This is a genomic window from Pedobacter lusitanus, from assembly GCF_040026395.1.
Classification (GTDB): Bacteria; Bacteroidota; Bacteroidia; order Sphingobacteriales; family Sphingobacteriaceae; genus Pedobacter; species Pedobacter lusitanus.
In genome coordinates, this window is the sequence record NZ_CP157278.1 from 6,001,366 (window position 1) to 6,013,480 (window position 12,115).

General features: G+C 39.9%; 11 protein-coding genes. 8 read left to right on the forward strand and 3 right to left on the reverse strand.

Annotated features, from left to right (window positions below):
- Positions 1-376: 376 nt before the first annotated feature.
- Positions 377-1,060 carry a response regulator transcription factor gene (locus tag PL_RS25750; RefSeq protein WP_041880512.1) on the forward strand — a complete coding sequence of 228 codons (684 nt, stop codon included), beginning with the start codon at positions 377-379 and terminating at the stop codon, positions 1,058-1,060.
- The gene (locus PL_RS25755) at positions 1,057-2,424 is read left to right on the forward strand and encodes an ATP-binding protein (RefSeq protein ID WP_041880510.1); all 1,368 of its coding nucleotides are present in this window, start codon (positions 1,057-1,059) and stop codon (positions 2,422-2,424) included. Before PL_RS25750 ends, PL_RS25755 begins: the two co-directional genes overlap by 4 nt.
- 104 nt (positions 2,425-2,528) lie before the next feature.
- Here PL_RS25755 and PL_RS25760 read toward each other — a convergent pair whose 3' ends face one another.
- The 3 genes from PL_RS25760 to PL_RS25770 are packed head-to-tail and all read right to left on the reverse strand — an operon-like array spanning position 2,529 to position 6,180.
- Entirely contained in the window at positions 2,529-4,079 is a 1,551-nt protein-coding gene (locus PL_RS25760; RefSeq protein WP_348620695.1) for a GMC family oxidoreductase, read from the reverse strand.
- Between the two features lie 50 nt (positions 4,080-4,129).
- On the reverse strand, positions 4,130-4,597 hold the full coding sequence (locus PL_RS25765) for a YybH family protein (protein ID WP_041882855.1): 468 nt from the start codon (positions 4,595-4,597) through the stop codon (positions 4,130-4,132).
- A 56-nt stretch (positions 4,598-4,653) separates the two neighbouring features.
- Positions 4,654-6,180, reverse strand: coding sequence for a GMC family oxidoreductase (locus PL_RS25770; protein WP_052496358.1), 1,527 nt, complete (start codon positions 6,178-6,180; stop codon positions 4,654-4,656).
- Positions 6,181-6,518: 338 nt separating this feature from the next.
- On the opposite strand from PL_RS25770, the gene PL_RS25775 reads away from it, so the two are divergent.
- The 6 genes from PL_RS25775 to PL_RS25800 are packed head-to-tail and all read left to right on the forward strand — an operon-like array spanning position 6,519 to position 12,085.
- Positions 6,519-6,755 (forward strand): hypothetical protein, encoded by a 237-nt coding sequence (locus tag PL_RS25775; protein ID WP_041882856.1) that lies wholly within the window; start codon positions 6,519-6,521, stop codon positions 6,753-6,755.
- A complete protein-coding gene (locus tag PL_RS25780) occupies positions 6,752-7,453 on the forward strand; it encodes an MgtC/SapB family protein (protein WP_041882857.1) in 702 nt (233 codons plus the stop codon). Before PL_RS25775 ends, PL_RS25780 begins: the two co-directional genes overlap by 4 nt.
- A 53-nt stretch (positions 7,454-7,506) precedes the next feature.
- Complete coding sequence (locus PL_RS25785) at positions 7,507-8,085, forward strand: manganese efflux pump (RefSeq protein ID WP_041882858.1); 579 nt, start codon at positions 7,507-7,509, stop codon at positions 8,083-8,085.
- Between the two features lie 34 nt (positions 8,086-8,119).
- Entirely contained in the window at positions 8,120-10,831 is a 2,712-nt protein-coding gene (gene mgtA, locus PL_RS25790) for a magnesium-translocating P-type ATPase (protein WP_082035946.1), read from the forward strand.
- Positions 10,828-10,974 (forward strand): hypothetical protein, encoded by a 147-nt coding sequence (locus tag PL_RS25795; protein ID WP_160292114.1) that lies wholly within the window; start codon positions 10,828-10,830, stop codon positions 10,972-10,974. Before mgtA ends, PL_RS25795 begins: the two co-directional genes overlap by 4 nt.
- Positions 10,955-12,085, forward strand: a complete 1,131-nt coding sequence (locus PL_RS25800) for an efflux RND transporter periplasmic adaptor subunit (protein WP_082035947.1) — start codon at positions 10,955-10,957, stop codon at positions 12,083-12,085. The genes PL_RS25795 and PL_RS25800 overlap by 20 nt, the downstream gene beginning before the upstream one ends.
- The last annotated feature ends 30 nt before the right edge of the window (positions 12,086-12,115 follow it).

Below are 12,115 nucleotides of genomic sequence, written 5' to 3' on the forward strand. Positions count from 1 at the left end.
TTTTTTGGCTCGGAATTAATGGTGTTGAAGCTGTCATAAATTGTATGATGGTTTCAAGTAGCAATACTAAACTTTGTTTATTAAAACTAAACCAATTTAGTATTATGTATACTTAAACTTTTGGCAGATTTTCCTTATCAAAATGAGCTTTTAGCAACAGGTCTGTTACCTAATGTTAACAGTGTCTTAACAAGCAGCTAACACAGAGCTTTTATTGGGGTAGGGCAGTGTTTTTATTGAGCTGAAAATTATCAATTGATATGATCGGTTGAGGGTATATGGTTCATGTTTCTGGCCCTTAGCTGTACGATTAGTCATTTAAGGAGTATCAGCTATTAAGAAATTATGCTCACATTTGTCCTTTATTTATAGGCTTATGCACATATTGGTTATTGAAGATGAACAAAGAGTAGCTGAACTGATCAAAAAGGGACTGGAAGAACTCGGATTTCATATTACACTCGCCTTTGATGGAGAAATGGGTAAGAAACTGGCATTGACAAAGACTTATGACCTGATCCTGATGGATTTGATCCTGCCAAAGATTAATGGTATTGACCTTTGTAAAGAAGTGCGGATAGCCCGGCCTGATATTCCTATCATTATGCTGACTGCTTTAGGTACTACAGATGATAAAGTGGAGGGCTTTGATGCTGGTGCGGATGATTATCTGGTTAAACCATTTGATTTCAGAGAACTGCATGCAAGAATCCGGGCGTTAATTAAAAGAAACCAGACACAGAATAATACTTTTAATCAGGGTTTTGTTTTGCGTTTTGCAGATCTGGAAATGAACCTTGAAACCAAACTGGTCAAAAGAAATGATGTACCTATAGATCTTACACCCAAAGAGTTTCGGCTGCTTGAATATATGATGGGAAATTCTGAACGTGTTTTATCCAGAACAGAAATTGCCGAAAAGGTTTGGGATACTTTTGATTCAGGTACAAACTTTATTGATGTTTATATCAATTACCTGAGAAAAAAGATAGATAAGAACTACGATGTGAAGCTGATTCATACTAAACCGGGTATGGGTTTTATATTTAAAGAAGGATGAAGATAAGAGCAAAACTTTTGTTATTGTTTCTGACACTTTTTGGCGCTTTGCTTTTGGCATTCGCGGTGTTTATTTATGTATCTACTGCGCAAAACAGAAAAGATCAGTATTATAAACATTTAAAGAGAGAAGCAGTTACAAAAGCAAATCTGCTTTTTGATGCTAAAGTACCTCCGGCAGTATTACAGTTGATTTATAAGAACTCTGTCAATTCTTTATTTGAAGAAGAAGTAGCGGTATATGATACTTCTTTTAAACTGCTTTATCACGATGCTGTACAGATAGACAAGGTTAAAGAGACAAAAAAAATGATTGATCAGATTATCCGGCAAAAGGAAATTACCTTTGAACAGGGGTCTTTGCAGGTTGTGGGGCTTTTATATCTGCATAAGGGTAAAACTTATGTGATTACTGCAGCTGCAAATGATAAGTATGGTTTGAACCGTCTGGAAGAGTTTAAGTATACTTTGATAATTTCATTCATCATTATTATAAGTCTGACTATTGCTGCAGGATATTATTTTGTAGGGAAGGCATTGAATCCTGTAGCTGAGATAGTCGATAAGGTGGAAGAAATTACAGCCACCAATCTGTATAAAAGAGTTCAGGTTAAAAACGAAAAGGACGAGATAGGTGAGCTTGCGATTACCTTTAATAATATGCTCGACAGGCTGGAACAATCTTTTGATGGGCAGAAAAGTTTTGTCAGTAATATTTCTCATGAACTGAGAACCCCACTGGCAACAATAGTAGGGGAGCTACAGCTGGCCCTGATCCGTGAACGAAGTGTTGAAGAATATAAAGAGATAATCCATTTATCCCTGAGCGATGCACAGCGGCTGGTCAGATTATCAAATGGTCTGCTTGATCTGGCAAAAGCCAGCTATGATCAGACTACAGTCAGTATGAAAGAGTTAAGATTTGATGAATTACTGATGGATGCCAGAGAAGCCGTAATGAAAACCAGTGAAGACTATAAAGTTGATATCGTCTTTGACAGGGAAATTGATGACGACGATGATATTTCTGTTAAAGGCAACGAGTATTTATTGAAGGTGGCTTTTATCAATCTGATGGAAAATGCCTGCAAGTTTTCTGCTGATCATCATTGTATGGTAAGTATAGATTTTGACCATGATCAGGTTAAGCTGCGTTTTAAAGATTCAGGCATAGGTATCCCGAAAGAAGAAATGGACCATATTTTTTCTGCCTTTTACAGAGGAAAAAATAAGGATTTTAGTCCTGGAAATGGTATTGGTTTGTCGTTAACCCAGAAAATTATCTCCATGCATAATGGTGTTATCGGGGTAGATTCTATTGTAGATACAGGCAGTGTGTTTACAATTGAAATACCTCATGTATAATGTTCTTATCTGCTGCTACACCAACCGATCTTTTAGACACTAAAGACACAAGGCGGACTAAATGTTAGGATTGATATTTAGTCCGCCAGGAACGTAGAATCTGGCTAAGGCTGCATTCTTGCTGCTATAACCTCTGCTGTTACAATCACAGCAGGATTTGGATTGATAAAGGGTACATTTGGGAACAGAGAGGCATCTACGACCCGTAATTTCTCCACACCATAAACTCTTCCCTGAGTATCTGTTACTGCCTGTGGATCATCCATGGTTCCCATAGGAGCTGTTGATGTAGGGTGCTGATATACATTGATATGCTGTCTTATACTCTCAGCTAATTCGGCGTCACTTTCCCGATGTAATCCAGGTGTTAATTCCTGGAGAGTATAATTTGAAAAAGGCATGGTATTTGCAATTTTACGTGCCAGACGAACACCTTCAATCATACGTATCATATCTTCCTCATCCGAGAGTAATTTTAAATCAATTAAGGGCTTTGAAGAAGGATTGAGATCCTGAAGGGTGAAATGACCCCGGCTACGAACACTAAGGAGTGCTACACTTAAAGTAAAACCAACACCCGTTGGGCTTTCCATTGGCAGAAAATGTTCTGGTACAAGGGCAATATCTAGTTCACCGGGTTCGGCGCGCGAGCTACTTGTCCAAAGTTGTGACCCTGCAATAGGATGGGCGCTGTTAAGCATACTGTTCTCTGGCGCAGCATAGGCAGAAAAGTAAAATGGATGTTCACGAAGATTCATTCCTACCGGAGCATCGTAAACTACTTCTACACCTAATCGTTTTAACTCTTTTTCCGGACCTATACCCGATCGTATCAGGATAGCTGCGGTGCCATAAGTACCAGCACAAAGCACAATTTCTCCACCACGTAAATGTGTTCCATCTGTAAGTATAATCCCTTTTGCCTGATTCCCTTCAAAAAATACCCGGTCAACTAATGTTTCAGATAAGATAGTTAAATTAGGACGTTTCCTTACCTCGTTATCTAAATACACTATTCCGGTATTCATGCGTACACCGTTAATTATATTCATGGCTAATGGCCCTGCTCCTTCATTTGCAGTAGGGTCATTAAAGTCTGTAACTTCCGGGTAGCCCAAAAATGTAGCCGCAGAAATAAAGGTATTTTGTAAGGGAGTGATATAGTCACGTGACATTAAATGAATTGGAAAGTCTCCTTCACGACCATGCCATTGATCACTGCCACCAACACAACGCTCCATACTCCGGTAATATGGGAGTACTTCTTCAAACGACCAGTCTTGTAGTCCGTTACGTGCCCATACCTCATAATTTTTCTTTGGCGGACGAATGGCAAGAGCAGCATTCACCGCAGAACTGCCACCTAATACTTTTCCGCGAGGCAAATCGATTATTGGGGTAATACCATATGGTAAACTCTGATACCCCCAATCGTATTGGGGAGCTCCGGGAGCCGCTATCAAATTAGCATTATAGAGTACCTCAGGATATGCATCTGGTAGTGGTGCAGTCCCGGCTTCTACCAGCAAAACCTGATAGTGGCCATTTTGACTAAGGCGTTTTGCCATTACTGCTCCAGCCGACCCAGCTCCGACAATAATGTAATCGTAAGGTACCGGGTTGGAATTGTCTTTAATTGTTGCTTCGTTTTTCATGATGTTTTCTGAACCATATTGAGCATTAACAACTGTATTTTATTTAAATATTACCATACAACTGCATCACCTGGATTTGTATTTCCTTGCGGGGCCATTCCATAAGCGTAAATAGAAAACTTCCATTTCCCTTCTTTATTCTTCTTCAGAATCCAGAGCTCTCTGAAAATTGGTAACTTGGCTTCACCTGTCTTGATTTCTGTTATGGAGCCATGAGTATTGTGAGATCTGACATATCCCAAATCTCCGGATATATAAGCGTCGATGATATTAATAATGCTATCATCATTAAATCGGATAAGTTTTATAAGGTCCTGGTAGACACTCTCTATCTCTTTGAGTCCACTAATCGGCTTTAAGTTTTCTGGAATTAATACGGAGTCTTCCGTGTAAGAATTCATAATGCTTGATACAGATCCCTGCTTCAGGGAACTATTGTAATCTGCAATGGCCTGAATAATCTCTTTTACCTCATTTGTTAATTCAAAAGTCGCTTCTTTTAAAATTTTGTAATGCATGGTGTTGATTTTAAGTAAATAATAATTGGTACACTATTTGGAATAATTACCATCTGTTAATATCCTTTCTTAATCTGATCTGATAGGTATTCTGCAGCCATAATAACTGTAGCGTTGGTTGCCACAGATGGGACATCAGGGAAAATTGAAGCATCTATAACACGTAAGCTATTTATACCATGAACTCTTCCGTTTTCATTGAGTACTGCATTAGGACTGTCAACAGCTCCCATAGGCGCTGATGAAGTAATGTGTAAACATGATTCCACATTTTTATAAATCAGTTTTTTAAGTTTTTTATGGTCTGCTGGAAATGAACTGCCGTCTTTAAACAGTATAGAAACCACTTGATCTTTGAGAGGCTCCTGTTTTAATATCCGAATAATTAATTCTATACTTTCGATTAAAATATCTAATTCTCTTTTATCAGAAAGCAAGTTCAGACTAACTCTTGGGGCACCTAGTATATTTTTAGGGTCGAGTTGCAGACTTCCCCTTGATACAGGCCGGCAACCACAGGAAATAAGACCAAAGGCCATGCCAGTTGGAGATAATGATAAATCTGCAAAATGATTGAATCCAAGATAATGATCAAGTTCGTTATCTTTTGCTAAAGAAGATTGTTGCCAGACTTTCCCACCAACAGGAGGTAAGGTTGCATCGTCGCCATTAATATTAATTTGCAGGTATATCTGAGGTTGATCCATTACCGATTCACCTACAGGTAAATTGGCTATTACAGGGATTCCAAGTGCTTCCAACTGCTCTTTTGGCCCAATACCAGAGCGAAGTAAAATAGCTCCGGTACCAATTGTTCCGGCTGATAAGATTACCTCATGCCCGCTAATAATTTTTCCTCCCGTTAAACGGACGCCGTTGCAATTACCTTCTGTAATCAATACCTTGTCTACTGTGGTATTTCCCAGAATATGTAAATTGTGCCGCTCCCGCACTGCTTCAGATAAATACGTAATTCCGGTGTTCATACGAATTCCATCCTTGACATTTAGGGAATAAATACCCACACCTTTAGGAAAGGGTATATTAAGGTCAGGTATAAAGGGGATGCCTTCATTGATAGCTGCATTAATAAACCCCTGCGCACTTTTAGTAAGTTCACTTTTGCTGAGCTGATGTACCGGAACAGGGCCTTTTCTACCATGCCATTGATCTTCACCAAAATCTGCCGCTTCGGCCTTTTTATAATAAGGCAGGACTTGTGCAAATTCCCATCCTGTTAATCCATCGGCAGTCCACCGATCAAAATCTGATTCCGGAGCATGCACAAAAGCTCCGGCGTTTATTGTTGAGCCACCGCCCAATACCTTCGCCCGAAATAGACCTTTAGTAGGAACCGCATACTTTATTTCTTTTGTAAGCTCCCAGACTGATGTACTGTCACCACCAACGTTTTTTGCCAATGCCAGTTGCTCCGGAAACGCATTTGGGGGATAAGTTTCACCTGCTTCAATAAGTAACACTGATTTTTCTTTGTCCTCACTTAACCGGTTTGCTATTACTGCTCCGGCAGAACCGCCACCTACTATAATAATATCGTAGTTTGATTGAATCTGATCTTTCATATTTATTATCTGTTTTATCAGTATTGTGATTAAGAAATAATCACAAGTCAAAGATAGATGGGATGGTCTTTGAATCTAAAGACCCAAAAGGATGTTTTGATTATCAATTTGTCCGGATTTAAGCCTCTGTAATTCTAATAAATTTCTAATGAATTTCTGTTTGTCCTCTAACGGCCCTTTTTAAAGGGGTGACTTATATTTGCAGCACATTAAAAAAAACAAAATATGGACTCAGGCCCCCATTTAAAGACACTGTTAAAAGTGCCACTAATTAATTATTTAACCGCCCGCTAGCCTCATAACTTATGTTATGCCGATAGCAGGCATAAAACAGAGTTATGTTCAATTTTTCAAAAACACAGAAAAAATATACCCGCTATATCATAGATTATGAATATCCGGTGGGTATGGATACCAGACCAACGACACTGGGAGTTGCTGACAATATCTTCGGCAGACAAAACTATTATCGGACGCTTTCCATCAGACAGTTCTTTTCGGGATTATTCATTTATATGATTAATGCTGCAAGAAGATTTTTCCAGCGATTTAAAGTATGGAGGGGCCGGCTATGACATTATTTGAGTTTACATTAAGACTTGCAGTAGCTTTTGCTTTGGGAGCGGCTATTGGTACCGAACGCCAGTGGAGACAGCGGATGGCCGGTTTAAGAACAAATATGCTGGTTTGTTTAGGCGCCTGTATGTTCGTCTCCTTAGGAGTCAAAGTTGGCGGGGATGCTTCAGGCAGAGTAATTTCTTATGTAGTCAGCGGGATAGGTTTTCTTGGAGCAGGTGTAATCATGAAAGATGGCCTGAATGTGAGAGGGTTAAATACTGCAGCTACATTATGGTGTTCTGCTGCTGTAGGTGCCGCCTGCGGACTTGGATTTCTTCCTGAAGCAGGTATTGTTACTGCCTTTGTAATTCTGACACATGTACTGATGCGCCCGGTTGGAGTAAAGCTGAGCCGTTTGCCTTTAAAAAGTACAAAGATTCCGGTGGCTTATCTGCTGATTATCAAATGCAGACAGGATGTGGAAAATCATTTGAGAGTTCTGTTACTACAGTTTACCGGTAATGACGATAAGTTATTACTGCGGTCTTTGAAAAGCACTGATGATGGTGATCCGAGTAAAGCTGTAATTACTGCTGAAATACTGGCTAACAGTAATGAAGATGCGGTAATGGAACGCATTGCCGGGAGATTAACCATTGAACATGAGGTTTCTGAGGTGAGCTGGAATAAAGCCGGAGATGAAAATGACTTGTAGCGGATTGAGCTGTATTAGCCAGGAAATAAAACAATTATAAATAATCATAAACAATGACCTTTCTATTTTTAAAATGTGGCATTATACAATATGCGATCTTATTTATTGCAATTGGAATTACTGCCGACAATCTGATGATTGCAAAACTGAGCGGCAAAACGGTATCTGTTATCAGCCGCTCAAATTGGATACTCATTTTGCTGTTGCTGTTTATTACACAGAATCAAATGCTGTTATGGGGAAGGTGGATTACCGGCTGGGCACCTTCTCTGACAGTAAATCAAAAGGATTGGCTTGCTCTGGGCTTACTGGTTTCTATCGGTGTAAAGATGTACAGAGATCATTTTCAAAGTAAGAAGAATATAACGACAATTAATTACACGGCAAATAATTTACTGCTATTAGCCTTTGGATCGGCTATCTATCTTTTTGTTTTTGGAATAGCCGTTCAGTGGCTTAACAGAACAGAAGGTAAGCTGAATATCATGTTTCCGGTTTTTATCCTGATGTTTTTAGCACTGGGGGTATGGCTGGGTAAGGCGCATCATCATAAACTGATTGACAGATTACGCACGCTATGTACCTGCCTGATGATGGTTGGGGTAGTGGTGCTCCTGTTCCAGCTGATATAAATAACAATTCCCGCTTATCAATATATATAATATCATGACTATCGTAAAAGAGAGCTTTAAAAAAAGAGCTATACCAGACAGGAGAAAAATCATGTCTAATGGTAATGAAGAGGCTGCTGCAACCAAACTGCAGAATGTTTCCCGGTCAGATCAGAATTTTTATTTCGCCATGCTGGATAGTGGTATGGAAGGACTATCAGCTATGCAGACCAAAGAACGGTTAAACAGGTTTGGCTTAAATGAAGTTCATCATGAGAAAGCTCCGGCCTGGATCAGGCAATTATTGCAGGCTTTTGTTAATCCGTTTATTGGGATACTGCTGATTATTGCGGTCATCTCTTTTATACTGGATGTTTGGCTTGCTGGTCCCGGTGAGGCAGATTATAAGACCGTTACTATGGTCGGTGTGATGGTGATGGTCAGCTCCTTAATCCGGTTTTTTCAGGAGTACCGGAGTAACCGGGCTGCTGAACAACTTAAAAGCATGGTGAAAACCACAGCGACGGTGATCAGAAAAATTACCGGTAAGAAAGAACTGGATATCAAAAAACTGGTTCCAGGTGATATAATTATACTTTCTGCAGGGGATATGATTCCTGCGGACTGCCGGATTGTTCAGTCAAAAGATCTTTTTGTAAGTCAATCGATGCTGACCGGTGAATCATTACCGGTAGAAAAAAGGAGCCTTGCGGTTCGTGATGCAGAAGATAAACCACTGGTAGAACTGGATAATATCTGCTTTATGGGAACCAATGTAGTTAGTGGTTATGCAACTGCAGTTGTAGTAAATACTGGTAATCAAACCTATTTTGGTTCACTCAGTAAAGAAATAGTAGGTAAACGTGCAGAGACAAATTTTGATAAGGGTGTAAATAAAGTAAGCTATCTGCTGATCAGTTTTATGGTAGTCATGGTGCCGCTGATCTTTTTGATAAATGGCTTTGTGAAAGGAAACTGGTGGGATGCCCTGCTCTTTGCTATCGCTGTAGCTGTTGGTTTAACGCCTGAAATGCTGCCTATGATCGTTACAGCAAATCTGGCCAAAGGAGCTGTTAATATGAGTAAACATAAGGTGATTATCAAACGCCTTAACGCCATACAGAATATTGGAGCTATGGATGTGCTTTGTACCGATAAAACAGGTACACTGACGATGGATAAAATAGTACTGGAAAGACACCTGAATATTTTCGGAGAGGAAGACGAGGAGGTTCTGAAATGGGCATATCTCAATAGTTTTCATCAGACAGGACTGAAAAATCTGCTGGATGTAGCTGTTCTGGAGCATGTGGAATTGCATGATTATCTGAAAGTTGAAGAACACTTTTTAAAGGTGGATGAAATTCCTTTTGATTTTCACAGGCGCAGAATGTCTGTTGTACTAAAACAGCGTAATGGAAAACATTTACTGATCTGTAAAGGAGCGGTAGAGGAGATGCTGGATCTGTGCAGTCATGCTTTTGATCCGGGAGATGATAAGGAACTGCATATAGAGTCGGATAAAGTAATCCGCATGGATGAGACCATGCGAAATATGATTCTTCAGACTTCTAAAAAACTCAATTCAGAAGGACTCAGGGTCTTGCTTGTGGCTATCCGTGAATTTGATGACCGTGCCTTGAATTACGCGGTTGAAGATGAAAAAGATATGATTCTTACCGGGTTCATTGGTTTTCTGGATCCGGCCAAACCTTCGGCAAAAATCGCTATTGAATCATTGCAAAAGCTGGGTGTCAGTATTAAAGTCCTTACCGGTGATAATGAGATTGTGACTAAAAAAATCTGCCGTGATGTGGGGATACCTTTTGATAGAATCTTACTGGGTACTGAAGTCGAAAAAATGACTGATGCAGAATTGCAGGAGCTGGTTGGAGAGGTTTCTATTCTGGCCAAACTAAGCCCGGTTCAAAAATCACGCGTGGTTAAAATGCTGCAGGTCAATGGACATACGGTTGGTTTTATGGGTGACGGAATAAATGATGCCGTAGCTTTAAGAGATGCGGATGTAGGAATCAGTGTAGATACTGCTGTGGATATTGCCAAAGAAAGTGCTGATATCATTTTACTGGAAAAAGACCTGATGGTTTTGAGAAAAGGGGTGATTTATGGCAGAAGAACCTTTGGTAATATTATCAAATATATCAAGATGACTGCCAGCAGCAATTTTGGTAATATGTTCAGCATGTTAGGGGCAAGTGCCTTTTTGCCATTCCTGCCTATGCTGCCGGTACAAATTCTGGTGCAGAATCTGTTATATGATGTTTCACAGGTGTCTATTCCCTGGGACAGGATGGATGAAGACTTCATCGAAAAACCTAAAAAATGGGATGCTTCCGGGATTAAGCGATTTATGCTTTATATAGGCCCGATCAGTTCAATTTTCGACTATGCTACTTTCGCTGTTATGTTTTTTGTTTTTAAAGCCAACAGTCCCGCACACCAGAGCTTATTTCAGAGCGGATGGTTTATTGAAGGATTACTTTCCCAGACACTGATTGTACATATGATCCGTACCCGTAAAATTCCATTTATCCAGAGCTGGGCAACAGCGCCTGTAGTTGCACTGACTTCACTGATTATGGTTATTGGCATATTTATTCCGTTTTCGCCTTTTGCAGGGGCATTAAAAATGGAGCAATTACCACTCAGCTATTTCCCCTGGTTAATAGCTATTCTGACCAGTTACTGCCTGCTCACACAACTAATTAAAAGATGGTATATCAAAAGATTTAATCAATGGCTATGATCCGATCAAATAAGCAATGGATGCTGGCAATTCTGTTAATTATACTGGTAGTCATATTAGCAGAATGGCTGGAATACCATTTTCATACACTCTCAAACTTCTCAAACAAAGACAATAAACAATATGAAATTAAGAAATACTAGTCGGCCTTGCCTGGCTGCCATAGCGATGGTCATTATAGGATTGGCTTCTTCATGTAAGCAACAGCCTGCCAAAGAAATACCAGCTGATTTAACGCTCAAAGGAGATGTGGTTACAGTACCTGAAAATTCAGTTTTGAAAGGGAAGTTAAAATATATGACCATTGAAGATGAACCTTATAGGATGCAGATGCTGACCGCCGGAACAGTAAAAGCTATACCTACTCAATTTGCAGAGATTGCGCCACCTTTTCAGGGGAGAGTGACAAAATCGTATATCAGATTAGGAATGAAAACAACGCCTGAAACTCCTTTATTTGAAATCAGTTCACCGGACTTTATTGCTGCACAAAAGATATTTTTTCAGGAAAAGTCACAAATGCAGCAGGCAGAAAGGACTTTGAAACGTCAAAAGGATCTGATGGCTCATGGCGTAGGCACACAGAAAGATCTGGAAGAAGCGCAGACAGGCTATGATGTAGAGAAAAAAGAGTTTGAGAATGCCGTTATCGGAATCAAAATATTTAAGGCAAACCCGGATAAACTTTCCTTAGGGCAGGCGCTTGTTGTACATGCACCAATTTCTGGTGAGGTCATCGCAAACAAGGTGGTTTTGGGTCAGTTTATCAAAGATGATGCTGCCAGTGTTGCCACAGTTGCCAATCTGAATAAAGTATGGGTTGCCGGTCAGGTGAAAGAAAAGGATATCCGCTATATCAATGAAAAAGATGAATGTGAAATAGAAGTTGCTGCCTTACCCGGAAAAAAACTGAAGGGAATCGTTTACCATGTCAATGAAATTGTTGACGAAGATACCCGTAGCGTACAGGTTTTAATCGAAGCTAATAATAGCGACCATAGTCTTAAACCGGGCATGTATGTTTCTGTGAATTTTATAGATGCACCAACTACTGCTATTCTGGTGCCGCTAAAAGCAATCCTGCAGATGAATGATGCGAATTTTGTTTTCGTAGTTAACGAAGCCGGTAAATACATCAAAAGGAAAGTAGAAACAGGTGGTACGGAAAAAGACCGCGTAGTCATTAAATCAGGTCTGACCAAAGGAGAGAAGATCGTGTCAGAAGGGGGCTTCTATTTATTGGAAGCCAAGTAAAACTTGCTGCCAGCCAAATATTTATGAACC

Excerpts from the sequence above, each read along its gene's own strand:
- PL_RS25765 (WP_041882855.1), bottom strand. The coding sequence starts at position 4,597 with ATGCATTACAAAATTTTAAAAGAAGCGACTTTTGAATTAACAAATGAG.
- PL_RS25800 (WP_082035947.1), top strand. The coding sequence starts at position 10,955 with ATGAAATTAAGAAATACTAGTCGGCCTTGCCTGGCTGCCATAGCGATG.
- PL_RS25775 (WP_041882856.1), top strand. The coding sequence starts at position 6,519 with ATGTTCAATTTTTCAAAAACACAGAAAAAATATACCCGCTATATCATA.
- PL_RS25795 (WP_160292114.1), top strand. The coding sequence starts at position 10,828 with ATGATCCGATCAAATAAGCAATGGATGCTGGCAATTCTGTTAATTATA.
- PL_RS25770 (WP_052496358.1), bottom strand. The coding sequence starts at position 6,180 with ATGAAAGATCAGATTCAATCAAACTACGATATTATTATAGTAGGTGGC.
- mgtA (WP_082035946.1), top strand. The coding sequence starts at position 8,120 with ATGACTATCGTAAAAGAGAGCTTTAAAAAAAGAGCTATACCAGACAGG.
- PL_RS25750 (WP_041880512.1), top strand. The coding sequence starts at position 377 with ATGCACATATTGGTTATTGAAGATGAACAAAGAGTAGCTGAACTGATC.
- PL_RS25785 (WP_041882858.1), top strand. The coding sequence starts at position 7,507 with ATGACCTTTCTATTTTTAAAATGTGGCATTATACAATATGCGATCTTA.
- PL_RS25755 (WP_041880510.1), top strand. The coding sequence starts at position 1,057 with ATGAAGATAAGAGCAAAACTTTTGTTATTGTTTCTGACACTTTTTGGC.
- PL_RS25780 (WP_041882857.1), top strand. The coding sequence starts at position 6,752 with ATGACATTATTTGAGTTTACATTAAGACTTGCAGTAGCTTTTGCTTTG.
- PL_RS25760 (WP_348620695.1), bottom strand. The coding sequence starts at position 4,079 with ATGAAAAACGAAGCAACAATTAAAGACAATTCCAACCCGGTACCTTAC.